This is a genomic window from Enterococcus sp. DIV0421, from assembly GCF_051713745.1.
In the GTDB taxonomy this organism is placed as follows: Bacteria; Bacillota; Bacilli; order Lactobacillales; family Enterococcaceae; genus Enterococcus_D; species Enterococcus_D casseliflavus.
The window spans coordinates 874281-898513 of sequence record NZ_JBIOQM010000002.1 but is presented as its reverse complement, the minus strand read 5'-3'; the positions used below and the strand labels follow the sequence as shown (position 1 = coordinate 898513).

Genomic DNA, 24233 nt, shown 5'->3' with positions numbered 1-24233 from the left:
CATTTCGTTTATTTTGTTGGTACTTCTTCCATGACATAGCCTTCGATCACATCATCGACTTTTACGTCGTTGAATTTCTCGATCATCGCGCCACATTCAAATCCTAGCTTCACTTCTTTGACATCGTCTTTGAAGCGTTTCAAGCTGGCAAGTTTGCCTTCATAGATGACGATACCGTCACGAATCACCCGTACACCACTGTCACGGCGAATGCTGCCTTCCGTCACATAGCAACCAGCGATCGTACCAACTTTAGAAACTTTGTAGGTTTCACGAACGATCATTTGACCGGTGATTTTTTCTTCAAATTCAGGATCAAGCATCCCTTTCATCGCTGTTTCGATTTCTTCGATCGCTTTGTAGATAATGCGATGCAAACGAATATCGACTTCTTCTGCTTCCGCTTGCTGTTTGGCTTGCGGTGTAGGGCGGACGTTGAATCCGATGATGATGGCATTACTTGCTGCTGCTAGCGTTACGTCACTTTCATTAATGGCACCAACGGCTGAATGGACGATGTTTACTCGCACACCTTCAACATCGATTTTCTTCAATGACGCAGCTAACGCTTCGGCTGAACCTTGTACGTCTGCTTTGATGATGACGTTCACTTCTTTCAGTTCGCCTTCTTTTAGACTTTCAAACAAGTTATCCAATGTCACACGACTGCTTGATGCACGTTGTTCCATCAAGGCACGTTTTGCACGTTCTTCACCTGCTGCCCGAGCCGTTTTTTCATCTTCAAAGGTAACGAAACGGTCACCTGCTTGAGGGACATCGTTCAATCCTGTGATTTCGACTGGCGTTGCAGGTCCAGCTGCTTTATCACGACGACCTAAATCATTCGTCATCACGCGGACACGACCGAAAGTGTTCCCTACAACGATTGGATCACCAACATGAAGAGTTCCTTGTTGTACCAATAGTGTTGCTACAGGACCTTTGCCTTTATCAAGGCGCGCTTCAATAACGGTACCGATCGCTCGTTGGGTAGGATCAGCTTTCAAATCTTCGACTTCTGCTACTAAGAGGATCATTTCAAGCAATTCTTCAATGTTTTGCCCAAATTTCGCTGAGATTTCAACGAAGATCGTATCCCCACCCCAAGCTTCTGGGATCAACTCATGTTCACTTAATTCTTGCATCACATGTTGAGGGTTAGCACCTGGTTTATCGATTTTGTTAACTGCAACGATGATTGGCACTTTTGCTGCTTTCGCATGGTTGATCGCTTCCACCGTTTGCGGCATGACACCATCATCAGCTGCGACAACTAAAATCGTAATATCAGTGATACTTGCTCCCCGTGCACGCATACTGGTGAACGCCGCGTGTCCAGGAGTATCTAAGAAAGTGATTGGTTTGCCATTGATGTCGATTTGGTAAGCCCCAATATGCTGCGTGATTCCTCCAGCTTCACCACTTGTTACGCGTGAATGACGTAATGTATCAAGCAATGTTGTTTTCCCGTGGTCAACGTGACCCATGATGGTAACAACAGGTGGTCGTGATACTAAATTCTCTTCAATTTGTTCTTCTGCTTCGAAGAATTTATCGATATCTGCGATATCCACTTGAACTTTTTCTTGTGGTTCGATTCCGTAATCGGTAGCAAGCAGTTCAATCGTATCTTTATCTAAAGGTTGGTTTTGATTGACCATAACCCCCATCATAAAGAGCTTCTTGATGATCTCTGCTGGTTCACGGTAGATTTTTTTCGCGATATCCGCTACGTTCATGCCTTCTGTATATTCCAATACTTCTGGCAGTTCACGGAATTTACGTGCTGGAACTGGCGGTTTCTTTTCCGTCTGCTGACGGCCTTTTTTCCCTTTTTTGTTAAATTTATTGCGATTGTTGTTGTTGAAATTGTTATTGCGTCCACCATAATTTGACTTGCCTCGGTTTTGATTTCCTCCACGGGAATCATTCGAGCCTTGCGTACGGTTGTTGTTGCGGTCTGCCCCTTGCGTATTTCCTGCAGATTGAGCGGCTGGACGGTTTTGTTGCCCTTGATTGTTCGGACGATTTTGTTGTCCTTGGTTGTTTGGACGGTTTTGCTGTCCTTGGTTATTCGGACGATTTTGTTGCCCTTGGTTGTTTGGACGGTTTTGTTGTCCTTGATTGTTTGGACGGTTTTGTTGTCCTTGATTGTTCGGACGATTTTGTTGTCCTTGATTGTTTGGGCGATTTTGTTGCCCTTGATTATTCGGACGGTTTTGTTGCCCTTGATTGTTCGGACGGTTTTGTTGCCCTTGATTGTTCGGACGGTTTTGCTGTCCTTGATTATTCGGACGGTTTTGTTGTCCTTGGTTTGTTGGGCGGTTTTGTTGCCCTTGATTGTTACGATTCTCTTGGTTATTCACTCGATTATGACTTCCTTGGTTATTTGGTCTGTTACTTCCTTGACTGTTCGTGCGCTCTACTTGTCCTTGACCAGCAGGACGGTTATTGCTTTGCGTAGTTCGCTGTTGACTTTGATTGTTATGACGGTTTTGGAAGTTAGGATTATTTCTTTGCGTTTTAAATTTCTTTTGTTCTTGTTTTTCCGGCTGGTTGGCTGGTTTCTGATTTGCGGGATTTGAGTTTGCAGATGTTTTACCATTTGGATTGCCGCCTAATGACTGCTGCAATTTCTGCGCCTCTCCATCTGAGATCGCGCCCATATGATTTTTGACATCAAAGCCTAAAGATTGTGCTTTTTCAACAACCTCTTTGCTCGATTTGTTCCATTCTTTTGCAAGTTCATAAATTCTTTTTTTCCCCATGCAATCACCTTCCTAACCTAATATTAATTCCTGCACCTTCCTTGCAAATCCTTGATCTAAGATGCCAATGACCATTCTTGGTTTCCCAATGGCCGCACTGATTTCATCAGCAGAAAATGCATCTAGGAGCGGAATTTCGTAATAAGAACTTTTGTCCTTAATTTTCTTTTGTGTATTTTTACCAGCATCACTGGCGACAATGACCAAAGCAGCTTTCTCATTGCGAATCTCTTTTAAGGTCATTTCTTCACCAGTCACTAATTTCCCAGCACGCATGGCTAGTCCTAACATATTTAATGCTTTGGTTTTATTCATTTGCAAATAACTCTTTTCGCGCTTTTTGGTGCGTTACATAGTCCAATAGTTCTTGGTAAAATTCATCTGTCAATTTCGTTTCCAACACTCGATCTAAAATACGCTTATCCCAAGCTTTCTGGGCTTCAGCCGGTTCGATCGCTATATAGGCACCACGACCAGGCATTTTTCCGGTTGGATCAATAGAAACAACGCCTTCTTTTGAACGAGTGATACGAAGCATTTCTTTCTTAGGCAACATTTCACCTGAAATCACTGATTTTCGTAAAGGAATTTTTCGTTTTTTCATCACGATCTCACCTCAACTATTTTTCGTCAAACTCAACATTTTCGTAATCATCTGCAGTCATGTCTGATGAAAGGATTGCTTCATCGAGCGTTTCTGTAGATTCCGTTGCTTCTGTGCTGATTTCTTCAGCAGCTTCTGAAGCAGTTGCATCATACTCATCGATATAGTCGCCTTCATCCAGCTTCGCATAAAACTCTTCCATGTCTGTTTCTGATTTGATATCGATTTTGAAGCCAGTCAATTTGGCTGCTAGACGAGCATTTTGTCCGCGTTTACCGATCGCCAATGATAATTGGTAATCAGGAACGACAACAGTACATGCTTTCGGATTATCAACGTCGAAAATAACGTCGCTGACTTCTGCTGGATTCAACGCATTGGCGATAAAGATCGCTGGATCTTCATTCCATTCCACGATGTCCATGTTTTCGCCTTTTAGTTCATTGACGATCGCTTGAACCCGTTGACCTTTAGGGCCGACACAAGTGCCGACTGGATCGACGTTGGCATCAAAGGAACGAACAGCGACTTTGGCACGATCCCCTGCTTCACGAGCAATACTTACGATCTCTACAGTACCATCATATACTTCTGGCACTTCTTGTTCAAATAATCGGCGTAGCAAATCTGGATGGCTACGGCTAACGAATACTTGAGGGCCTTTCGAAGTATTTTCAACACGAGAAACGAATACTTTGATCCGATCATGGGGTTGATAAAACTCATTTGGCATTTGGTCTTGTTTTGAAAGCACGGCTTCAATTTTGCCTAAGTTTACATAGATATAACGATTATCTTGGCGTTCAACAATTCCTTGCAGAATGTCTTTTTCGTACGCACTAAATTCGTTATAGATAATGTTTCTTTCTGCTTCACGGACCCGTTGCAAAATGACTTGTTTTGCCGTTTGCGCCGCAATACGACCAAAGTCTTTAGGCGTTACTTCAAAACGGATTTTGTCGCCGATTTCATAAGCGGGATTGATTGTCATCGCTTCTTTTAATGAAACCTCTAGTTGCGAGTCCATGACTTCTTCTGTCACTTCTTTGACTGCATAGACGTGGATGTTGCCTTTTTTCTGATCAAATTCAACTTCCACATTTTGTGCTTGCCCGTAATGACGTTTGTAGGCTGAAACCAATGCCGCTTCCAAGGCATCGATGACAATCTCTTTTGAAATGCCTTTCTCTGCTTCTAATGCATCCAATGCATTCAACATTTCTTTACTCATGATTCTTTCATTCCTCCGTGTTTAAAATTGAATGGCTAAACGAGCTTTGGCAATATTTTTCCGGTCGATCGTTCGTTCTTTTTCTCTGGTTTTGATTCGGGTCTTAATAACTAGCTGATTTTCGTCGAATGACTGTAAAAAGCCTTCGAACTGTTTTTCTCCATCAATCGGTTGATATAAAGAAACATGAATGTACTCGCCGACTGCCCGTTGATAATCTGCTTCTTTCTTCAATGGACGCTCGGCGCCAGGGGAAGAAACTTCCAAGAAATAGGCCTGTGGAATAGGATCAGGTTCGCATTGGTCTAATTGTTCACTAAGTTGTTCACTGACAAAGGCACATTCCTCGATATCGATTCCGCCTTCTTTATCGATGAACACACGAAGAAACCAATTTTTCCCTTCCTTCACGAATTCTACTTCAACTAATTCAAATTTTTGCGCATCCAGAATAGGGGTCACTATATCTGTAACAGTTTCCACTACCGTACTCACAACATCGCCTCCTTTATTTCTCAACGAAACGAACTTCATTCCATTAAAAAGAGTGAGCGAAAAAACCGCTCACTCACTCTAAGTATCATTACATTGTAAATATAACACAATTTTCATAAAGATTCAACTACTGTCGCATGTTCCCTTCGCTTTCAGAAAAAAACAAAGCATTTTCTTAAAGATTTTTAATGCTTGGGTGAAGGGCTGTTAGTGAATCACTTGTCCAATCCGGCGTAGTAGTTGTGGGAAAATGCTCTCTGGATCAAAGTCCATTGGCGCGTCATGTGGGAAATGAAGCCAGAGCCGACCACCATAAACCACTAATACCAAAAGTGTCAAGGTCAGCCACAGGTTGTGACTGTGGTAAAGTTTGCTGATTTTCGGATTATTTTTGAACAAAACGATTCCGAATACGATCGGCACCAACCAAAACAAGGGATGAAAATGCAGCGCACCTTCAAGATCACCCTGAAATAAGTGCAAGTAGGCGCGCGTCATGCCACAACCTGGACAAGGAAACCCCGTTAACCATTTAAACGGACAAATCAATAATCGACCCAATCATCTGAATCAGACGAATCGTTTGATGTAGCAGATGACATCATGGCATTTTGATCAGCAGCTTCCCACATTTGATTCATATCACCTTGTAAAATCGCCATGTTGATGAAATCAAAAGCAAAAAGGCTCAAGACGACAAAAAGGATTTTGTTGTCACTCAGACGAGGCATATTCGCTCGTTGTTGTGCACTCATAAAGATATCCGCAATTCGATACCACCAATAAATTTGGTACAATCCGCAAGTAAGGATCGTGAGTAAAATCGACGTTTCTGGCGAAAGACGATTATCCCCGCTGTACTCTGCTAGCTCTTTGGTTGTTTGGTACATCCAAAAGAATGTATAAATGCCACAAGTAATAAATGTTAATAAAATGACCGATACAACCGATTTCTTTCTAACTCCGTAATTATAATTCATCACAAACTCCTTTTCTTTTTTTTCATTTTTGCCACTTATCAATTATACTACAATCTAATCATCATAACAAAACCTATTTATTTATTTTTATGAATTTAGACAAAAAAGCACCGTCTTAAAGAAGGTGCTTTTTCGCTTCATCCATCATAAAACTATTTTCGACTATAGTTTTTTACTTCTGCAGCCATTGCATCAACAAACAGATTCAATTCTTCGACTTGGGTCTCTTTGCTGCCGTAGCGACGGATATTGACTGTCGCGTCATTGACTTCTTGATCCCCAACAACGATTTGGTAAGGAATTTTTTGGGTTTGTGATGCGCGGATCTTATACCCCATTTTTTCGTTGCGGTCATCCACTTCTACCCGCAGTCCTTGTGCCTGCAAGCGTTCTTTGATTTCGTAAGCATAGTCACTGTGAGCTTCGACTGAAACTGGAATGATCGATGCTTGGATCGGCGCCAACCAAGTTGGGAATGCGCCTTTATAGGCTTCCGTTAGATAAGCCACAAAGCGTTCCATCGTTGAAACGATGCCGCGGTGGATCACCACTGGACGGTGGTTGTTTTCACCATCTTCACCAACATACGTTAGGTCAAACCGTTCAGGCAACAAGAAATCTAATTGGATCGTTGACAAGGTTTCCTCCATGCCTAAAGCTGTTTTCACTTGGACATCTAGTTTTGGTCCATAGAAAGCTGCTTCGCCTTCTGCTTCAAAATAATCCAATTCTAATTCATCCATAGCGGCTTTTAGCATCGTTTGCGCATTTTCCCACATTGCATCGTCATCAAAATATTTGTCTTTGTTTTGTGGATCACGATAACTTAGACGGAAACGATAATCGGTGATATTAAAGTCTTCATAAACACCGATCATTAAATCAAGTGTCCGTTTGAATTCTTCTTTGATTTGATCCGGACGGACGAATGTATGCCCATCGTTTAAAGTCATTTCCCGAACCCGTTGCAATCCAGATAATGCCCCTGATTTTTCATAGCGGTGCATCATGCCTAATTCAGCGATCCGAATCGGTAGCTCACGATACGAATGAATGTCATTTTTATAAACCATCATATGATGCGGACAGTTCATTGGTCGCAATACTAACATTTCCCCATCCCCCATATCCATTGGCGGGAACATGTCTTCATGGTAATGATCCCAGTGCCCTGAGGTTTTGTATAGATCCACGTTTGCCATGATTGGTGTATACACATGTTGGTACCCTAAGCTGATTTCTTTGTCCACGATATACCGTTCGATCGTACGACGGATCGTAGCTCCTTTTGGCAGCCAGAAAGGCAAACCAGCGCCGACTTCAGGTGATAACATAAACAATTCTAATTCTTTTCCTAATTTGCGATGATCGCGTTCTTTTGCTTCTTCCCGTAAACGGATAAATTCCTTCAAGTCTTTTTTATCGAAAAAGGCTGTTCCATATACCCGTTGCATCATCTGGTTGTCAGAGCTTCCACGCCAGTAAGCACCTGCCACTGATAATAATTTGTACACTTGGATACGACCAGTTGATGGGACGTGAGGACCGCGGCAAAGATCGACAAATTCACCTTGCTGATAGGCAGTAATCGTTTCATCAGCTGGTAATTCAGTGATCAACTCTACTTTGTATGGATCTTCGGCAAAAAGGGTCAACGCTTCTTCTTTTGTTAACACGCGGCGTTCGATTGGCAGATTTTCTTTGATGATCTTCATCATCTCTGCTTCGATTGCTGGTAGATCTTCTGCAGTTACTGGGTTTTCCCCATTGTCTGTGTCATAGTAAAAACCAGAATCAATTGCAGGTCCTACCCCAAAATGGATCGATGGATAGAGTCTGCGCATGGCTTGAGCCATTAAATGAGCTGTCGAATGACGAAGTAAGCCTAAGGCGTCTTCATGATCGGGTGTCACGATCTCAATCGTTGCATCTTCTTCGATCGGACGTGAAAGATCGATCAGTTGTCCATTGACTTTTCCAGCTAAGGCTTTCTTTGCAAGACTTTTCGAGATACTTTCAGCAATCTCTTTGGTTGTTACCCCAACAGCAAATTCTTTTTTTGCGCCATCAGGAAATGTAATAAATAATGACATATGAATGTCCTCCTTTGATGATTTCAATCAATAAAAAAAGTCCTAGTATCGGTTACGATACTAGGACGATCACTCGTGGTTCCACCTATTCTTCAAAAACAGAAAAAGTCTGTTTTCCTCTTCATGAGATAACGGTTCAACCGCCTCCGTTTCAACAGAGGTCTTAAAAAAGTGGTCATCCTTTGGTTTTCTTCTAGGAAATTTTCAGCCAAGATTTCCCTCTCTTATCGAAGACTCTCAAATTCAGGTGTCTTTTTTATTGATCGATTATGGCTCAATTAAACCACTCTCTTGATAAAAAAGCAAGAGAATTATTTCCAATCGCCATTCACAGCATAGGTTCCTTGCTTCATTTCATTGATGATAACATGGATATGCTCTTTAGGGGCGCCTGTATTTTTATGGACCGCCTCAGTGATTTCTTTCATCATATTCGTCAGTTGCTCTTGCGAACGTCCTTCAACTAGTTCGACATGGATAAATGGCATACGACTTCCTCCTTTGTTTGCTTTTGATTATACACCTTTTTCAAAAAGACAAAAACTATTACCTTGGTTTCCAAAGAAAACCATGACTTTATTCTTCCTGATAAACGACACAAAACTTTTCGCAAACACACAGCATTTGATCGTGAAAAGACAACCCCGCTGAGGCATAAGCTTGTCGAAAAAAAGCTTCATGAACACGGCGCCAATAAGCCAAAGTGCGATCTCCTTCGCCTTCTAAAAAGGCAAAGTCTGCTGTCACCTCATCAAAAGGCACGATCGACACTGACTCTAAGTAAAGAACAGCTTTTGGTACATCCGACCCATTTAAAAGGACACTATAGGTTCCTGATTGCGGCAATGCTTCTTGCTCGATTTCATAGAGCGCAGCGGCAGATGTCGTTGCCGTCTTTTTGCCAGCTAAAACCAGTGCTGCCAGTTCATCGGCCATTTGTGGTGTATCGCCAAAGGACCAAGCATCTTCATAGGTCAAAGGAGATTGATTTCTTGGATTTTCTTTTAAAAACCGCTGCCAAAACGCCTGAATCTGACAGTCTTTTATTTTTGATTCTCTGGTTTCATCTGCCAATTTTTTTCACTCCAATACTTCGTATATGTTTGGACATTCTCAGCTTCTTGCCAATCATAGGCCAGCCCTAATTTCTCGCTGATGTTCTTTGCTTGCTTATCAAAACGTTTTTGCATCTTCAAGAGGGACTGACCGCAGGCAGTGATCGTGGAAAAATCAAGCAATGAGGTCAATTCCCGCCACTCCTTTTCCGTTAGAAACGACTGTAGGTATTTATGATTTTTCCCTGTACTCACCTGAAATTGCTGAGCTTGGGCAACGAACAAATCTTCAATCCATAACAATTCTTGCCAACAAATAGTGTATAAATGATCCGCAGCATAAATCAGCTGCTTTCGAAGCAGCCCTTTCACGACATACGTGCTTACCCACCAAAATTCGTTGCAGTGTTCCTGAAAAGCGGCTTGGGTCGGGCGCTTGATCCAGTAATGCGAATGATTTGCTTGATTAGCAAAACTTAGTATTTGGTCTGGATCAAGCAGCGGCTGCAAGCCTGGTTCGTTAGCCAGACGATCGACCAGTGCAAGAGGACATAGCATGAGATCGATTCTTACTCCGTCTAAAAAATGCATCAAGTACGTAAAACACCCGCCCAGACTCGGCGGATAGATGGTGCTAGCTTCCGGTGTTTGCTTGATCATGATCGGTCCAAAGGCTTCTAACCATGAAGGATCATCGACCAAGGGCTGAATATCATCCATTACGTAAACCACATCAAAGTCTTGTAAAAAATCTTTTGGCGCCTGTGGATCGGTCCGTGAACCAGATAAACCGATGGCACGTGCCCCAACACGTTGCCCCACAGACAGGATCAATTGGTGCAATTCTGCTTCTTCCCTCACCGTCTCCACCTCTTTTTCGTTTCGTTTTTGAACACCTAAGCTCTTTTTATAAATATTAGCATAGTTTCTTTTTTTCCACGACATTCGCAGGGAAAATATGCTATAATTTTATGTCGCAATTTTTTAAGGAGGATCCTTCGTGAACGAACGTCAAAAAGAACAACAACATGTTAATGAAACCATTGCTCTGATCCACAGAGAACAAGCGATCCTTTCGCAGCAAAAACAAGAGTTAGCCGCTAAAATGGATGATCAATTAAAAGAAATCGCCGATAAGAAAATTCGCGGGGGCGACAGTGAAGCCTTTTATGAATCAGTTATCGAGTACCAGCAGCATGAACAAGAATTGCTGATAAAATACCAAACCGCAGAATCACAAGAAAAACGCGTCAAAATCTTAACAACGATGGCGGGCAATCCGTATTTTGCTCGAATCGATTTCAAAGAAGAACAAGAAACCGAGACCCTCTATTTGGGGATCGCTTCATTGCGAGACAAAGATGAAGAAACGATCGTCATTGACTGGCGCGCACCGATCGCCAATCTTTATTATGAAGGAGAGCTTGGTGAAACCTTCTACGAAACAGACACTGATCGGTTTACGGTAGAATTGCTTTTGAAACGCCAATTTAAAATTCAAAATGGTGAAATCTTGTCGATGGTCGATACTTCGGAGATCATCAATGACGAATTTTTGTTGGAAATATTGGATGAAGCCTCTTCTTCTCAAATGCGTAACATCGTTTCGACGATCCAAAAAGCACAGAATCAAATCATTCGTGATACCACCAATAAATTCTTACTGATCGAAGGAATTGCTGGAAGTGGGAAAACCTCTGCTTTGTTGCAGCGGGTCGCCTTTTTACTTTATCGGAATCGCAAATGGTTGGACGAAAAACAAGTCTTGCTGTTTTCACCCAATCATTTGTTTTCTGACTATATTTCCATGGTCCTGCCTTCTTTAGGTGAAAGTGAAGTGCCCACAAGAACCTTCCACCACTTTATCCAATTGATTCTGACTGGCTATGAAGTGACGAAAGAAACCCAACAAGAAGAAACCTTTTTAAGTGGCGACGATGATGCCATTGAAAAAATCAAAAGTAGTCTTTTCTTGGTGGAAAAAATCAACCGTTATGTCCGTTCGATTGCACCGATCGGTCCCTTGTTCCGTGATCTAAAAATCCAAGGGCAAACCTATTTGACAAAAGAACAGATTCGCCGCTGGTATCAAGAAACCAATAACGAACTGCCGATTTACCAAAGAACCCAACTGCTTCAAACGAAATTATTAAAAAAAATCGGCGGCTTGGAAAAAGATGAAGCCAAAAAAGACTGGGTCAAAGAAGCGACCGAAGAACAATTGCAACAAGTATTTGCCAATGATCCTCATCAAGAATACAGCGAAGAAAACGAACGCCGTTTGCGGAAGAAACTTAGACAGCAGATCGTCCGCAAGAAGTTCCGTTCCTTGACGCGGGGAGTGAAAAACTTTCAGTTTATCAACCAAGCCAAGCAATACTTACACTTTTTACAATCGGTTGAGTCTGCTGCAGTCAAAGAAACTGGCATCGAGCCTGCGGCTTGGCAGCAAAGTATTGCCTATATTCGACAAGGCATGCGCCAAAGACAGATCAAACAAGAAGACGCCGTTTTGTTTTTCTTACTGATCAAACAGCTTTATCCTGTTCATGTCGAAGAAAAAGCTCGGTTTATCTTTATCGATGAAATGCAGGATTTTCCACCAGCACAAGTGGCTCTACTGCGTCAGCTTTATCCAAAGGCTGGCATCACCCTGTGCGGCGATTTGAATCAAAAAGTGTATGGCAATGAAACGATCGTCGGGGCATTAGCAGAATTATTCCCCCACGAAAGTGTGAAACGTTATCAATTGAAAACCAGCTATCGTTCGACTAAGGAAATCACAGATTTCGCCAATCAATTTTTAGTTGGTAGTGATCAAGTGGAATTGACGGCTCGTAAAGGGGCGGTACCAACAATTGTTAAAGGAACTGCAACTGAAAATCTGGCTTTCCTAGAAACCAGTATTCGTGACGCAGCTGAGAATCAGCGTTGGCGCACCGCGATCATTTGTAAAACCGCAAAGGATTGCCAGCAGTTATATGCCCAGCTGGCGGAAACAATGCAGGAACAAGTGCAGCTGATCACCTCTGAAGAAGACTTCATGAAACGCAATGTGATGATCTTCCCGGCCTTTTTAGCAAAAGGGCTAGAGTTTGACCAAGTATTTGTCTGGACACCAGGTGCCACTTTCGTGACTGAACAAGACCAATTGATTTTTTATACAATGGCGACACGGGCGATGCATCAGTTGACCGTCCTCACCCAAGAGGAATTGCCGCTGCTAGCAAAAGCTGATCCTACCACTTATCAGTTCCAAGAAGCATCAACGATCGGATAACAAAAAACATCACTTTCGGCGAGTTCCCAAAGGAAACAAGCCGATCGTGATGTTTTTTTAGCCTTTTAACTCGCCAATAAATAAACGGGTTTCTGGATAGCGCATCCCTACGATGGTTAAAATCATTTGCAGCTCAGAAACGTGTTCGGGATCTTCTGGAACGAATAATTTTGTATGTCGTCCAATACTGCCGTTATCGATCAAGCGATGGGTACGATTCCACTCACTAAATTCTTCAATCGTCGTAAAGCGACTAAGAGGAAAGCCAGCGCCATCTAGAATTTCTGTCAATCGAAAAAGTACATAGGAACTGTCGATGACAAATTCTTTTTTATGAGGCAAAGCACGCGTTCGTTTATAATCAATAATTGCTTTTTCTGGTCGGTGCTCTAAAAGCCAATCCAACAGCAAGAAGAACCCTTCCATTCGATACTCATCGATAAAGAGCCGTTCAGAGTATTCCGACATGCGAAAGACTAAAGGAATCAAGAATCGCTCTTTATATATTAATAAGGGTGCGCGATCAACGACGACATTTAAATAACGATTCAAATAAGAAGAGCCGCGATAATCACCTAGACGATACCCTTCCACCCCATACTTTTGATATTTCCGACAAAGAGCCGAGCAGTCAGAAATCGATACAGACACTTCTGCTAGCTTTTCAAAACCACTTAAGATTCGATTAAATGGCTCTAAAACGATTTTTTCTTCCATGTCTGCCCCCCTAACGATTTGTTTGCTTATGTAGTAAATCATAACACATAAAATGTATAGAAACCAACTGAAAAGATGATCAACACAGAAGAATTTTCATTAAATGAGCAACGCTACCGCTTCATTATTTCTCTTGCATAAGCGACAAAGCCTCTACATAAAAAAACATACTAAAAAAATGGCAGCCAGATTGTCTCTAGGCTGCCAAGTGACACTTATTCTTCCGCGTCTGCCACATTGTGATAGACGTTTTGTACGTCTTCAAGATCTTCTAACACATCGATCATTTTTTCGAATTTTTCTAGATCGTCACCCGTCAAGGTTACTTCATTTTGAGGAATCATTTGCATTTCTGCAATTGAGAATTCAGTGATTCCTTTTTCTTTCAAGGCTTCTTGAATGGCATGGAAGTCACTTGGTTCACCGTGAACGATGATTTGTCCATCTTCTTCAACAACATCACGAACATCGATCTCTTTGTCCATCAAGTATTCTAAGATTTCATCCGCATCGTCACCGGCAAAGCCAAAGAGTGCCGTGTTATCAAACATATAAGCAACGGCCCCTGAAACACCCATATTCCCGCCGTTTTTACCAAAAGCGGCCCGAACATCGGCTGCGGTACGGTTGACGTTATTTGTCAACGTATCGACGATCACCATTGATCCATTTGGTCCAAATCCTTCGTATCGAAGTTCTGAGTATTGTTCATCGCCAGAACCTTTGGCTTTTTCAATCGCACGGTCAATAATGTGTTTTGGCACATTGTAGGTTTTCGCACGTTCGATAACAAAGCGTAATTTTTGGTTCGCGTGAGGATCAGGATCACCCGATTTTGCTGCTGCGTAGATTTCGATTCCAAATTTTGCATAAACTCGGCTATTGTTTGCATCTTTAGCAGTTTTTTTCGCTACGATATTTGCCCATTTACGACCCATGATTTCACTTCGCTTTCTTGTTTTTAAAAATCCTTATTCATTATACTTGTCAAATGGCGTTCTGTGAAGTAATTTTCACTTATTTATCAATAAAAAGCGGAATTCTTCGAAAATTTTGTTCTGTGATTTGAGGATTCCCTTGCTGATAGATCTGGTCGATCCGCAATGACAAGCCATAGCGCTGTGCTTCTTGCTTACCAAATTTAGCGATCAGCGGCAGGGTCAGCTCTTTTTTGATCTCTTTTAAATAGTGCTGCCCTTGCTTCGTATACCCTAAGACTCGAATAAAGGAATGTTCTTGAGCTTCCTTCATTTCAGCTTTTGTCACTTGGAACAATACATAACAAGCAAGACGCTGCAGCCGCGTTTGGGTATAACGTTTCGTCTTTAACAACTTGATAAAATCTGCAAAAGAATCCGCCGCCGTCACATATTGTTTTAGTCGATATTCTAATCCTTCTTCCATCTGGTAAATAGCAGCTAATTTTTCGATTGGGGCAGAGATGATCTGGTATTGAAGATACGGCCAAAAGGCTTCCCAATCGACTGTTGCTTGTGAAAGAAAGGTTTGTGTTGCTTCAGGAACAAAATCCGCAACAGCTGCACCTTGTTTGATTGCTTGGCGAATGGCTGTTGCACTGGCGATCGTGGGATGATCGAATTGTTCTGAATGATAAGACGCCGCAACGCGTTGGATGGGGACCAAGCGCATTGGTTTTTCATAATGCAGCACTTCCCGTGCATACGCCATACCCAACAGATGATTGGGCTGGTCTTTTTCTGCATGGTACTCAGGATATAGCTCACTGAGGACCGCACTCATTTTTTGACTATAGGTAGCATTTTGCCTAGCTAAGCGTTGAAATGCGTCATCGATCATTAGTTGATTTTCTTTTTCAAAGTGAGCAAACTTGGCATAGTCGAAGGGGTGTTTCGTATCTGTGCCAAAGCATAACAACTCACATTGCAGATCCTGCAGAATCCTAATCGCTCCCGATGCAAAAAAATCAGCAGAGTGGACGGCCCAAGCGGGGGGCAATTCGACGATCAAGTCTACCCCATGTTGTAGTGCTGCTTGAGCTCGCTGCCATTTATCGATGATTGATGGTTCGCCACGCTGTAAAAAATTTCCACTCATCACCGCAACGACGACATCAGCATTCGTTACTTGCCGTGCTTTTTCCACATGGTATTGGTGTCCATGGTGAAAAGGATTGTATTCTACGACTAGTCCGCAAGCCTTCATCGACATCCCTCCTGTTTTACATAACGGTTACTTATGGCAGACAAAAAACCAGCGACGGCTTTTTTCATTTGGCTTCGTATCGATAAAATCAGCATAGCATTCAACATTAGCAAAACCAGCATTTTCTAACATTCTTAAATAGCTTTCAAGAGGATAGGTTCTTTCTTGATGAAGCTCATCTAAGCGTTCAAACAACCCATTCTCTTGTGCAACAAAAAAGGTCAAGAAGTGTTCAATGCTATGGTCTTTTTCGCCTTGATAGCTTTCCCAAAGAAAGGCAAATTCATCGGTTTGGTAATGATAGCTATAATCAGGAAAGACTTCATCGATTTGATATAAGGAATGCACATCAAATAAAAAGACGCCATCTTCTTCTAAACAACTGTAAACACCATCAAACACTTGCTGCACACTCTGCTCGTCTTCCATGTAGCAAAGGGAGTCAGAATAGCAGGTAATTGCTTGATAGGTGCCAACATCTACGAGATCCAGCATGTCACCCGCAACAAATTGCACAGCCGCCTCTTCTTTTTCAGCCCGTTGACTAGCGATCATCAGCATCTCTTCTGAAAGATCTAACCCAGTCACGTCAAAACCAGCCTTGGCAAACTCAACGGCTAACGCACCAGTTCCACAAGCCAATTCTAACAGCTGTTTTCTTTTTCCTAAATGACGACAAGAAAAATCCAGCCACTTTTTATAGAGACTGGAATCCATTACTTCGTCATAGACAAATGCGAAGGTTTCGTAAGCCATTACGCCACGACCCATTCATTAAGATCCACAAGCGGCGCATCAGACCATAATTTTTCTAGGTTGTAAAAAGCACGTTCTGAGGCACTGAATACGTGAACGATCACGTCACCTAAGTCGATCAAGACCCATTTTCCACCATCTTTTCCTTCGACACGACGAACAGATACTTGATTTTCTTCTTCTTTATCGATGACTTCATCAATGATCGCATTGATTTGACGTTCGCTATTTCCTGAACAGATCACAAAGTAATCTGCTAGCAAAGAGATTTCCCGCACATCTAATGCCATAATATCTTCGGCATGTTTTGAATCGGCGGCTTTTACAGCAATTTCTAATATTTTCTGACTATCTATGGTAATTCCCTCCTATATTTGGCTACCCAAAAATTGTAGGTTTCGATCGTTTTTGGGTAAATAACTGCTTCTGTTTCGATCAAATGAAGCAAGGTATGTTTCGTTTCGTAAGCAACAGCGGCATCTAAGTCAATCATTGCGATCTCTCTGGCTTCAACGACTCCAGGAAACGTACGTCCGGGTTCGATATAATCTGCCACATAGATGATTTTATCTAACAGGCTCATCTTAGCAGCTCCGGTGGTGTGCAAACGGATCGCTTGTAAGATTTCTTCGTCATCGATTTCTAATTCTCGTTGAACGAAATCAGCACCGACAAGTCCATGCCAGATGGCATTGTTCCAGTTCAAGAGATCCAAGTCGAATCCGTCTCTACGAATGACTAATTGAAATTCTTCATCGCTGCGTTCTTTCGCATAATCATGCGTCAAGGCGGCGATGCTGGCTTTGACCGGTGAAGCACCATATTTTTCCGCAAGGGCAACGGCCGTTTTTTCGACACCTAACACATGCTCAAAGCGCTTTTGACTCATCTGCATTTGGACCTTTTGCATCAAAAGTTCCCGTTCTGCTTGTGTGTAGTGTTCACTCTTCATCCAAGTACAACCCCTTTTCTTGAATATAGTGTAACACATTATCTGGCAATAAGTAGCGAACCGAACAACCTTGTTGCACTTTTTTACGAATTGTTGTTGAGCTGACATCCATTAGCGGGATATCGATCCAAATAATCGGGTATGGGCTATCGATCGGCACTTCTGGACGACGAACCCCCACAAAAGTCACCAATTCCATCAGCTCATCGATTTGATGCCATTTTGGTAAATAGTTCACCATATCCCCGCCAATGATAAAATAATAATTGGTATCTGGATTCTTAGCTGTCAATTCCCGCATCGTATCAACCGTATAACTCTTACCTTTTCGTTCCAACTCAATGGTCTCTACAGCAAATCGCGGATTATCGGCGATCGCCAACTCCAACATCGCCAAGCGGTGCTCAGCTGGGATCGTCTTTTTCTCATCAACATGAGGCGGTAAATACTCAGGCATGAAATAAACTTTATCCAGCCCTAATGCTTGCCCTACTTGCTCACCCATAACCAGATGTGCGTAGTGTACTGGATTAAAATTCCCACCAAGAATGCCCACTTGCTTTTTCGGTACAAGTTCTTGTGTTTGTGTCTCTAAAACCGTTTGTACCTTTCCAAATGTTTGTCCTTGCATGCCTTCTCCCTCCTAAATTGAACGAACTTTGCTTGAAATCGTTTGGTATTTTTCTTTGCTTGACGGTTTGAATAAAACGATCACTCGTCCGATGATCTGTACCACTTCACAGCCGACTTTCTCACGGATCGTTTCAGCTGCTTCGTCAGCAACCTCATCGGTATTTTGGAGCAATGAGACTTTGATCAATTCTCGTTTTTCTAGCGCTTCTTCAATTTGCGCCATCATCGCGTCATTCAAGCCGCCTTTGCCGATTTGAAAAATCGGGTTTAAATGGTGCGCTTCACTTCGTAAAAATCTTTTTTGTTTTCCTCGTAAGTCCATATTCTTCCTTCTTCCTTATACTAATGCTTTACGTCTAAGCACATCGACACCCTTTGGCGCCCACCCAGCGATGACACACGGTTTGGTGATCGTGATCCAGCCAAGTCCAGCAAAAACGATATCGGTTTTTTCTTTGATTGAAAATTCGAAACGGACGAGTTCAGGAAAATCCGCCACTTCATCTGCTCGCGGCGGCTGCAGCAGCCCACCAACATGTTTCTCATAAAACTCATCGGCTTTCGTTAATTTGGTCCGATGGATCGCCACATCATTTGCTACATAAGCAATAAATGAACTGCGTTCTCCTTGAATGAAATCAAATCGGGCAAGTCCTCCTAAGAACAAGGTTTGTTCTGGATTCAACTGATACACCTTTGGTTTGATCTCTTTGGCTGGTGCCACGATTTTTAGATCTTTTTTACCTAAATAATGCGCCATTTGATGACGATGAATGATTCCTGGTGTGTCGATCAAGAAGTGTCCGTCATCCAATGGAATCTCGATTTTATCCAATGTGGTTCCTGGGAAACGCGAAGTCGTGATCAATTCGTTGATCCCCGCTGTTTGTTTGATGATTTGATTGATCAATGTTGATTTTCCAACATTCGTCACACCCACCACATAGACATCGCGTCCTTCACGATACGTTTCGATCGCTTGCAGTAAAGCTTCCGTTTCACCTGGCTTCTTGGCACTCGTCAATAATACATCCACTGGTCTTAAACCAGCTTCATGAGCACGTTCCTTCATCCATTGGGTCATCTTCGATTTTTTCAAAGATTTTGGCAAAATATCCACCTTGTTGCCCACTAATAAAACAGGATTATTGCCGACGAAGCGGTGCAGTCCTGGGATCAATGAACCATTAAAATCGAAAATATCAACGACATTAACGATCAAGGCTTCTTTTTCCCCGATTTCATTCAGTAGACGCAGAAAATCATCGTCGGTAAGGGAAACATCTTGGATCTCATTGTAATGGCGCAAACGGAAGCAGCGTTGACAATAGACTTCTCCTGATTCAAGTCCTTTTTCTAATGCGGATTGCGGGGTGTAGCCCAATTCATTGGGGTTCGTTGTCTGAATCACTGCCCCGCAGCCGATACAGTGAATTTCTTCGATTCCTTCTGTCATATTAAATTCCTCCACGCCATTTTAACTCTGGGTTGTGCTTCAATAAATAGTTCATGATTTTTCTTTCTGCGGCTCGATTAAATTGGGTTTTCCAAGAATCCGTTGGGATCACTGGTTTCACTAAAATACTGCGAACACCGGCACGATTGGCACCTCGTACATCCGTCATGATTTGATCGCCGATCATCACGACCTCTTCTTTTTTCAAGCCTAATTGCTGATAGCCTTGTTTGATCCCTCTTGAAAAAGGTTTTAATGCGCGGTGTACGTACTTTAAGCCAAAGGGCGCAACTGCCCGTGCCACTCGTTCACTATTGTTGTTGGAAACGACAACTACCGGTATCCCAGCATTTTTCATTTCCAGTAGCCAGTTTTTTAGTTCTTCGGTTCCGTCAGGATTGTTCCAAGCAATCAAGGTATTATCAAGATCGGTCAAAATCCCTTTGATCCCCTGTGCCTTTAGTTGGCTAGGGGTGATTTTATAAATCGCATCGACCATCCAAGTCGGTTTATAATTTGAAAACATAAAATCTCCTTTGCTGCATGATTTCTTCACGTATTAAAAATCGGCGACTAGTCATCGATCCAAATTGTCGATCCTTAAAAAGAAACAGTCCGATCTGCCTACAATCACGCAGATGGTTTCTATCAAGATCAGACCTCTTCAACCTGTAATTATACAATAGAATCTTTTTGAATACTAGCAAGTGCGCCAGTTTCTGCAGGTTTCTTGTAAAAGAACTGAAAAAGGAACCTGCCAAGACAACCGTTTGTCCTATCACTTCTTTAAAGTAGTCTTTTTTCCGTCAAAAAAGCATCCTTTTACTGAAAGGATGCTTAGGAAAGGTCCAAATTTATCACTAACAACTGCGAACTTCTCGCAGTTTACAATACTTTACTCAAAAAATCAATGGTTCGTGGATTTTTCGGATGATCAAAGATCTGTTCTGGCGTTCCTTCCTCCATAATGATTCCCTGATCCATAAATAAAATCCGATCCGCGACTTCTTTCGCAAAGCCCATTTCATGAGTGACGATGACCATCGTCATTCCTTGCTGAGCCAAACGCTGCATGACGGACAATACTTCGCCAACCATTTCAGGGTCTAACGCTGAAGTCGGTTCATCAAAGAGCATCACGTCTGGTTCCATCGCCAAGGCACGTGCGATAGCGATTCGTTGCATTTGTCCACCAGAAAGACTTTGAGGATAGGCTTTTGCTTTGTCTGGTAAGCCAACATCATTTAGTAGTTGTTTTGCCAACTGATCAGCCGCCGATTTTGCTACCTTCTTGACCTTCGTCGGGGACAAAGTAATGTTTTCTAAAACCGTCATATTCGGAAAAAGATTAAAATTTTGAAATACCATACCCATTTTTTCACGCATCTTATACAAATCATTCTTTGGATCGGTAATATCGGTTCCTTCAAAAAAGATTTTTCCGCTTGTCGGTACTTCTAATAGGTTCAAACAGCGTAAAAACGTGCTTTTTCCTGACCCAGATGGCCCAATCACCACAACGACTTCTCCTTGATCGATCGTCGTTGTGATCCCTTTTAGCACTTGATTGCTGCCAAAGGTTTTGTGTAAATCTTGAATATCTAACATCATAGCTTGTCTTCTCCTTTTAACGACGATAGCCTTTGCCTAGTTTCTTTTCCCATAAACTCAATAGTCGCGAAGTCGTAAACGTCAAGATGAAGTAAATGACCGCCGCCACATAGAAAGGCGTTAATGGTTGGAAAGAACTGGTGACAACGATCTGCGCACTGTTCATCAGCTCGTAGATGCCGATCGTTGAAAGCAAAGAGGAATCCTTAATCAAAACGATAAATTCATTGCCTAGTGGCGGCAAAATGTTGCGTAGTGCTTGTGGCAATACGACATAACGCATCGTTTGAAAAGGCCGCAACCCTAAAGAACCAGCCGCTTCTGTTTGACCGTAATCAACGGCATTGATTCCCCCTCGGACGATCTCAGCAACATATGCCCCAGAATTAAGCGAGAGCGCAATGATCCCAGGAAATAGCCGCCCAAAATCAAGACTCAACACGCCGATCGAGACCGTCGGCAAGGCAAACATTCCTTGCAAAAGACCAAAAGCGATCAATATCTGCACCAGCATCGGTGTGCCGCGGATGACTTCAATATACGCATTAGCAAACCAGCGCAAAGGCGTCACTTTTGATAATTTCATTAGGGCGAAAATCACCCCTAGAATCGTTCCAAAGATCACGGTGATGATAGAGATCACGATGGTGATCACCACACCAGAAAGAAAATAAGGGTAATATATCGCTAAAAAGGATAAATCCATAATTGTGTCTACTCCGTTCTATCTATTGCGCCGCATTTTCGTTGGCTAGATCTGTGTTCTTTTGTACATACTCATCGATTGTACCATCTTCAATCAATTCTTTCAAAATACTGTTTAGTTCTTCTTGTAATTCGGTACTCCCTTTAGGTAAAGCAATTGCATAAGAATCGCCTTCAGATGCTTCTAATGCTACATCAGTGATCACGAGGTCATCATTTTGTGCAACATACGATTCAGCAACCGCACTTTCAAGGACCAAACCGTCGATCGAGCCTTGTTTCAATTCATTGACTAGATTCGGAACTTTGGCGATGGAAACCAATTGCGAATCAGCTAATTGATCTTGAACGATCATTTCTTGGATCGAGCCTTTTTGAGCGCCTACTTTTTTGCCAGACAAGCTTTCGATTGAATCAAATGCCGATTCATTGTTTTTATTAACAACTAATTTTTGTTCTGGTGTAAAATAGTTATCGGTGAAATCAAAAGTCTGTTTACGTTCGTCAGTTGCTGAGATGCCTGAAACAGCGATATCGGCTTTCCCTTGTTGCAAAGCAGTCAAAACAGCATTGAAATCAAGGTCCAAAATATTCACTTCGACACCAAGACGATCAGCGATCTCATTGACCATATCGATATCTGCGCCCACGATCGTATCTTTGCCATCGATCAAGGCATGAAATTCAAACGGGGCAAAGTCAGCAGAAGTTGCCACATTTAACACACCAGCTGCTTTGATGGCTTCCAATTGATTATCCGCCGAACCGCTGGCACTAGAACTTCCAGTACTCGATGAGCCGCCATTCCCACAAGCTCCTAAAACCAAAATCCCCGTCAATACAACAAGTGCTCCAAATAATTTTTTCATTAAAAACGCTCCTCTTCAAAACAAATATTTATGCAATATAATCTTCTTATATTCAGAATGTATACATAATAGCACAGAATAATTAAATTTTAAACTAAAAACTTCGCCATTTGTACGATTTATTCAATAACACTTTTAATAAAAAAATACTAGGATACCCATCCTCTAATCAGAGTGGATATCCTAGTTTTTAAAATCGGCGAAAACGTTGATACCTTGCCTCAAGCAATTCATCTGTTTGCAAGGTAGAAAGTTCGGCAAGTTTCTTTGAAATTGCCGCTTTCATCTGTTCCATCAATTGCTCTTTCGGTAAAAAGGCCTCTTCATGGGTTTCAGCAATCACTTTTTCAATAACACCGAGTTCATATAATTCTTGAGCTGTGATCTTCATCAAGCCAGCAGCTTCTTTGGCACGGCTGCCATCTTTCCATAGGATCGAAGCAAAGCCTTCGGGAGATAAAATGGCATAGATCGAATGTTCCATCATCCAAACCTCATCGCCTAATGCCAGTGCTAAGGCACCGCCGCTGCCGCCTTCACCAATGATGATTGCCAAGATCGGTACCGTTAAATCGGACATTTCCATCAAGTTACGGGCAATCGCTTCGCCTTCTCCGCGCTCTTCCGCGCCAATACCGCAAAACGCCCCTGCTGTATTGATCAATGTGACCACAGGTCGCTGAAATTTTTCTGCTTGCTTCATTAAGCGTAACGCTTTGCGATAGCCTTCAGGATGTGGCGAGCCAAAGTTTCTGCGTAAATTTTCAGGCAGATTACGGCCTTTTTGAATACCGATCACGGTCACTGGCTTGCCATCTAAACAAGCAATGCCGCCAACAACGGCTTCATCTTCGCCAAACAGACGGTCTCCATGAAACTCTTCAAACTCAGAAAAAATGCCGTCAAAGTAATCCAGTGCCGTCAAACGGTCTTTGCTGCGAGCGAGTTCAACGATTTCGTGGGCTGCTCTAGTCATTACGATCCCATCCTTTCCGCGTATGCAAAGAAATCAAATGGTGGATTTTTTCCCGCAAATTCGTCCGCGGAACGATTTGATCGACAAAGCCATGATCTAACAGAAACTCTGCCTTTTGAAAGTCTTCAGGTAGTTCCTGACGAATGGTTTGTTCAATCACACGTCGTCCAGCAAAACCGATCAAGGCTTGCGGTTCTGCCAGGATGATATCCCCTTCCATCGCAAAACTAGCGGTGACGCCACCGGTTGTCGGGTCCGTTAAAACCGTTAGATAAAACAAGCCAGCTTTACTGTGGCGTTTTACCGCGGCAGAGATTTTTGCCATTTGCATCAGTGACAAAATTCCTTCTTGCATCCGCGCACCACCTGAAGCGGTAAAAAGAACAACTGGTAGCTGTTTTTCGATCGCACGTTCAAACAAACGGGTGATCTTCTCCCCCACGACCGTTCCCATACTGCCCATGATGAAATTCGCATCCATGATCCCGATCGCTAACGGCAATCCTTGAACTTTTGCTTCTCCTGTGAGGACAGCCTCATGCAACCCAGTTTTTTCTTGCATTTGTGCGACTTTATCCAAATATCCAGGAAAATCAAGAGGATCTTTTGTGGTTACATCTGTGTCCCATTCTTCAAAACTTTTCTCATCAATCGTGATAGCGATCCGTTCCCAGGCACTGATTCGGAAATTATACCCGCAGTGAGGACAGACTTTCTCTGCCCCCATCTCCTTCGTATAAAGCGTTCGTTTGCAACTAGGACATTTCGCCCAAAGATTATCTGGTACGACTGGTTCGTTCGTTGGCAGCTGACCTCGATTAGGATTGATGCGAATGTAGTTTTTCTTCTTAAATAAAGCCACTCATCT

Annotated in this window: 27 protein-coding genes; 1 reads left to right on the top strand and 26 read right to left on the bottom strand. The window is 42.5% G+C overall.

Annotated elements, in window-relative coordinates; translation table 11 throughout:
- Nucleotides 1–8: 8 nt before the first annotated feature.
- The 11 genes from infB to IGI96_RS15360 form a co-directional block, all read right to left on the bottom strand.
- Nucleotides 9–2768: a translation initiation factor IF-2 gene (gene infB / locus IGI96_RS15410; protein ID WP_086338289.1), complete on the bottom strand. Its 2760-nt coding sequence runs from the start codon at nucleotides 2766–2768 to the stop codon at nucleotides 9–11.
- 12 nt (nucleotides 2769–2780) lie between these two features.
- Nucleotides 2781–3083 (bottom strand): YlxQ-related RNA-binding protein, encoded by a 303-nt coding sequence (locus IGI96_RS15405; RefSeq protein ID WP_015509584.1) that lies wholly within the window; start codon nucleotides 3081–3083, stop codon nucleotides 2781–2783.
- Nucleotides 3076–3372, bottom strand: a complete 297-nt coding sequence (gene rnpM, locus IGI96_RS15400; protein ID WP_005225922.1) for an RNase P modulator RnpM — start codon at nucleotides 3370–3372, stop codon at nucleotides 3076–3078. Before rnpM ends, IGI96_RS15405 begins: the two co-directional genes overlap by 8 nt.
- A 16-nt stretch (nucleotides 3373–3388) precedes the next feature.
- Nucleotides 3389–4603: a transcription termination factor NusA gene (nusA, locus tag IGI96_RS15395; protein WP_016610167.1), complete on the bottom strand. Its 1215-nt coding sequence runs from the start codon at nucleotides 4601–4603 to the stop codon at nucleotides 3389–3391.
- 21 nt (nucleotides 4604–4624) lie between these two features.
- A complete protein-coding gene (gene rimP, locus IGI96_RS15390) occupies nucleotides 4625–5098 on the bottom strand; it encodes a ribosome maturation factor RimP (protein WP_005225920.1) in 474 nt (157 codons plus the stop codon).
- Between the two features lie 207 nt (nucleotides 5099–5305).
- On the bottom strand, nucleotides 5306–5647 hold the full coding sequence (locus IGI96_RS15385; RefSeq protein WP_254907852.1) for a DUF2752 domain-containing protein: 342 nt from the start codon (nucleotides 5645–5647) through the stop codon (nucleotides 5306–5308).
- Nucleotides 5644–6078 (bottom strand): DUF4234 domain-containing protein, encoded by a 435-nt coding sequence (locus IGI96_RS15380; protein ID WP_034857985.1) that lies wholly within the window; start codon nucleotides 6076–6078, stop codon nucleotides 5644–5646. Before IGI96_RS15380 ends, IGI96_RS15385 begins: the two co-directional genes overlap by 4 nt.
- 152 nt (nucleotides 6079–6230) lie before the next feature.
- Entirely contained in the window at nucleotides 6231–8171 is a 1941-nt protein-coding gene (gene thrS / locus IGI96_RS15375) for a threonine--tRNA ligase (RefSeq protein WP_375354175.1), read from the bottom strand.
- 311 nt (nucleotides 8172–8482) lie between these two features.
- On the bottom strand, nucleotides 8483–8659 hold the full coding sequence (locus IGI96_RS15370; protein ID WP_005225916.1) for a 2-hydroxymuconate tautomerase: 177 nt from the start codon (nucleotides 8657–8659) through the stop codon (nucleotides 8483–8485).
- Between the two features lie 88 nt (nucleotides 8660–8747).
- Nucleotides 8748–9245: an ASCH domain-containing protein gene (locus IGI96_RS15365; RefSeq protein ID WP_016610174.1), complete on the bottom strand. Its 498-nt coding sequence runs from the start codon at nucleotides 9243–9245 to the stop codon at nucleotides 8748–8750.
- Nucleotides 9215–10087, bottom strand: coding sequence for an aminoglycoside 6-adenylyltransferase (locus tag IGI96_RS15360; protein ID WP_034857988.1), 873 nt, complete (start codon nucleotides 10085–10087; stop codon nucleotides 9215–9217). Before IGI96_RS15360 ends, IGI96_RS15365 begins: the two co-directional genes overlap by 31 nt.
- Nucleotides 10088–10226: 139 nt before the next feature.
- Here IGI96_RS15360 and helD point away from each other — a divergent pair, with 139 nt between their 5' ends.
- On the top strand, nucleotides 10227–12506 hold the full coding sequence (gene helD / locus IGI96_RS15355) for an RNA polymerase recycling motor HelD (RefSeq protein WP_086338292.1): 2280 nt from the start codon (nucleotides 10227–10229) through the stop codon (nucleotides 12504–12506).
- 57 nt (nucleotides 12507–12563) lie between these two features.
- Here the strand turns inward: helD and IGI96_RS15350 are convergent, their stop codons facing one another.
- From IGI96_RS15350 to accD, 15 genes are all read right to left on the bottom strand, one after another.
- The gene (locus IGI96_RS15350; protein ID WP_034857991.1) at nucleotides 12564–13223 is read right to left on the bottom strand and encodes a hypothetical protein; all 660 of its coding nucleotides are present in this window, start codon (nucleotides 13221–13223) and stop codon (nucleotides 12564–12566) included.
- 215 nt (nucleotides 13224–13438) lie between these two features.
- The gene (locus IGI96_RS15345) at nucleotides 13439–14161 is read right to left on the bottom strand and encodes a YebC/PmpR family DNA-binding transcriptional regulator (RefSeq protein ID WP_005225911.1); all 723 of its coding nucleotides are present in this window, start codon (nucleotides 14159–14161) and stop codon (nucleotides 13439–13441) included.
- A gap of 79 nt (nucleotides 14162–14240) precedes the next feature.
- Nucleotides 14241–15407, bottom strand: a complete 1167-nt coding sequence (locus tag IGI96_RS15340) for a nucleotidyltransferase (protein ID WP_086338293.1) — start codon at nucleotides 15405–15407, stop codon at nucleotides 14241–14243.
- 27 nt (nucleotides 15408–15434) lie between these two features.
- A complete protein-coding gene (locus IGI96_RS15335) occupies nucleotides 15435–16163 on the bottom strand; it encodes a class I SAM-dependent DNA methyltransferase (RefSeq protein ID WP_016610179.1) in 729 nt (242 codons plus the stop codon).
- On the bottom strand, nucleotides 16163–16504 hold the full coding sequence (rsfS, locus tag IGI96_RS15330; protein WP_034695537.1) for a ribosome silencing factor: 342 nt from the start codon (nucleotides 16502–16504) through the stop codon (nucleotides 16163–16165). The genes IGI96_RS15335 and rsfS overlap by 1 nt, the downstream gene beginning before the upstream one ends.
- An 11-nt stretch (nucleotides 16505–16515) precedes the next feature.
- Complete coding sequence (yqeK, locus tag IGI96_RS15325; protein WP_005225907.1) at nucleotides 16516–17115, bottom strand: bis(5'-nucleosyl)-tetraphosphatase (symmetrical) YqeK; 600 nt, start codon at nucleotides 17113–17115, stop codon at nucleotides 16516–16518.
- Nucleotides 17105–17746, bottom strand: a complete 642-nt coding sequence (locus tag IGI96_RS15320) for a nicotinate-nucleotide adenylyltransferase (protein WP_005225906.1) — start codon at nucleotides 17744–17746, stop codon at nucleotides 17105–17107. Before IGI96_RS15320 ends, yqeK begins: the two co-directional genes overlap by 11 nt.
- 12 nt (nucleotides 17747–17758) lie before the next feature.
- Nucleotides 17759–18070 carry a ribosome assembly RNA-binding protein YhbY gene (gene yhbY / locus IGI96_RS15315; protein ID WP_005225905.1) on the bottom strand — a complete coding sequence of 104 codons (312 nt, stop codon included), beginning with the start codon at nucleotides 18068–18070 and terminating at the stop codon, nucleotides 17759–17761.
- 15 nt (nucleotides 18071–18085) lie between these two features.
- A complete protein-coding gene (gene yqeH / locus IGI96_RS15310) occupies nucleotides 18086–19204 on the bottom strand; it encodes a ribosome biogenesis GTPase YqeH (RefSeq protein WP_010748089.1) in 1119 nt (372 codons plus the stop codon).
- Between the two features lies 1 nt (nucleotide 19205).
- A complete protein-coding gene (locus tag IGI96_RS15305) occupies nucleotides 19206–19730 on the bottom strand; it encodes a YqeG family HAD IIIA-type phosphatase (RefSeq protein ID WP_005225903.1) in 525 nt (174 codons plus the stop codon).
- Between the two features lie 359 nt (nucleotides 19731–20089).
- Nucleotides 20090–20815, bottom strand: a complete 726-nt coding sequence (locus tag IGI96_RS15300) for an amino acid ABC transporter ATP-binding protein (protein ID WP_005225901.1) — start codon at nucleotides 20813–20815, stop codon at nucleotides 20090–20092.
- Nucleotides 20816–20831: 16 nt separating this feature from the next.
- Nucleotides 20832–21521 (bottom strand): amino acid ABC transporter permease, encoded by a 690-nt coding sequence (locus tag IGI96_RS15295; RefSeq protein ID WP_005225900.1) that lies wholly within the window; start codon nucleotides 21519–21521, stop codon nucleotides 20832–20834.
- 22 nt (nucleotides 21522–21543) lie between these two features.
- Complete coding sequence (locus IGI96_RS15290; RefSeq protein ID WP_005225899.1) at nucleotides 21544–22389, bottom strand: transporter substrate-binding domain-containing protein; 846 nt, start codon at nucleotides 22387–22389, stop codon at nucleotides 21544–21546.
- Between the two features lie 190 nt (nucleotides 22390–22579).
- Nucleotides 22580–23365: an acetyl-CoA carboxylase carboxyl transferase subunit alpha gene (locus IGI96_RS15285; protein ID WP_015509573.1), complete on the bottom strand. Its 786-nt coding sequence runs from the start codon at nucleotides 23363–23365 to the stop codon at nucleotides 22580–22582.
- The gene (gene accD, locus IGI96_RS15280) at nucleotides 23358–24227 is read right to left on the bottom strand and encodes an acetyl-CoA carboxylase, carboxyltransferase subunit beta (protein WP_005225897.1); all 870 of its coding nucleotides are present in this window, start codon (nucleotides 24225–24227) and stop codon (nucleotides 23358–23360) included. Before accD ends, IGI96_RS15285 begins: the two co-directional genes overlap by 8 nt.
- Nucleotides 24228–24233: the final 6 nt, after the last annotated feature.

What these genes read in the sequence shown, in the direction of transcription:
- IGI96_RS15295 (WP_005225900.1), bottom strand. Translation starts at nt 21,521, where the DNA reads ATGGATTTATCCTTTTTAGCGATATATTACCCTTATTTTCTTTCTGGT.
- yqeK (WP_005225907.1), bottom strand. Translation starts at nt 17,115, where the DNA reads ATGAAGAGTGAACACTACACACAAGCAGAACGGGAACTTTTGATGCAA.
- IGI96_RS15300 (WP_005225901.1), bottom strand. Translation starts at nt 20,815, where the DNA reads ATGATGTTAGATATTCAAGATTTACACAAAACCTTTGGCAGCAATCAA.
- IGI96_RS15285 (WP_015509573.1), bottom strand. Translation starts at nt 23,365, where the DNA reads ATGACTAGAGCAGCCCACGAAATCGTTGAACTCGCTCGCAGCAAAGAC.
- IGI96_RS15370 (WP_005225916.1), bottom strand. Translation starts at nt 8,659, where the DNA reads ATGCCATTTATCCATGTCGAACTAGTTGAAGGACGTTCGCAAGAGCAA.
- rnpM (WP_005225922.1), bottom strand. Translation starts at nt 3,372, where the DNA reads ATGAAAAAACGAAAAATTCCTTTACGAAAATCAGTGATTTCAGGTGAA.
- IGI96_RS15350 (WP_034857991.1), bottom strand. Translation starts at nt 13,223, where the DNA reads ATGGAAGAAAAAATCGTTTTAGAGCCATTTAATCGAATCTTAAGTGGT.
- IGI96_RS15290 (WP_005225899.1), bottom strand. Translation starts at nt 22,389, where the DNA reads ATGAAAAAATTATTTGGAGCACTTGTTGTATTGACGGGGATTTTGGTT.
- IGI96_RS15380 (WP_034857985.1), bottom strand. Translation starts at nt 6,078, where the DNA reads ATGAATTATAATTACGGAGTTAGAAAGAAATCGGTTGTATCGGTCATT.
- yhbY (WP_005225905.1), bottom strand. Translation starts at nt 18,070, where the DNA reads ATGGACTTACGAGGAAAACAAAAAAGATTTTTACGAAGTGAAGCGCAC.
- IGI96_RS15345 (WP_005225911.1), bottom strand. Translation starts at nt 14,161, where the DNA reads ATGGGTCGTAAATGGGCAAATATCGTAGCGAAAAAAACTGCTAAAGAT.
- infB (WP_086338289.1), bottom strand. Translation starts at nt 2,768, where the DNA reads ATGGGGAAAAAAAGAATTTATGAACTTGCAAAAGAATGGAACAAATCG.
- IGI96_RS15335 (WP_016610179.1), bottom strand. Translation starts at nt 16,163, where the DNA reads ATGGCTTACGAAACCTTCGCATTTGTCTATGACGAAGTAATGGATTCC.
- nusA (WP_016610167.1), bottom strand. Translation starts at nt 4,603, where the DNA reads ATGAGTAAAGAAATGTTGAATGCATTGGATGCATTAGAAGCAGAGAAA.
- thrS (WP_375354175.1), bottom strand. Translation starts at nt 8,171, where the DNA reads ATGTCATTATTTATTACATTTCCTGATGGCGCAAAAAAAGAATTTGCT.
- IGI96_RS15320 (WP_005225906.1), bottom strand. Translation starts at nt 17,746, where the DNA reads ATGCAAGGACAAACATTTGGAAAGGTACAAACGGTTTTAGAGACACAA.
- IGI96_RS15305 (WP_005225903.1), bottom strand. Translation starts at nt 19,730, where the DNA reads ATGTTTTCAAATTATAAACCGACTTGGATGGTCGATGCGATTTATAAA.
- yqeH (WP_010748089.1), bottom strand. Translation starts at nt 19,204, where the DNA reads ATGACAGAAGGAATCGAAGAAATTCACTGTATCGGCTGCGGGGCAGTG.
- IGI96_RS15340 (WP_086338293.1), bottom strand. Translation starts at nt 15,407, where the DNA reads ATGAAGGCTTGCGGACTAGTCGTAGAATACAATCCTTTTCACCATGGA.
- IGI96_RS15405 (WP_015509584.1), bottom strand. Translation starts at nt 3,083, where the DNA reads ATGAATAAAACCAAAGCATTAAATATGTTAGGACTAGCCATGCGTGCT.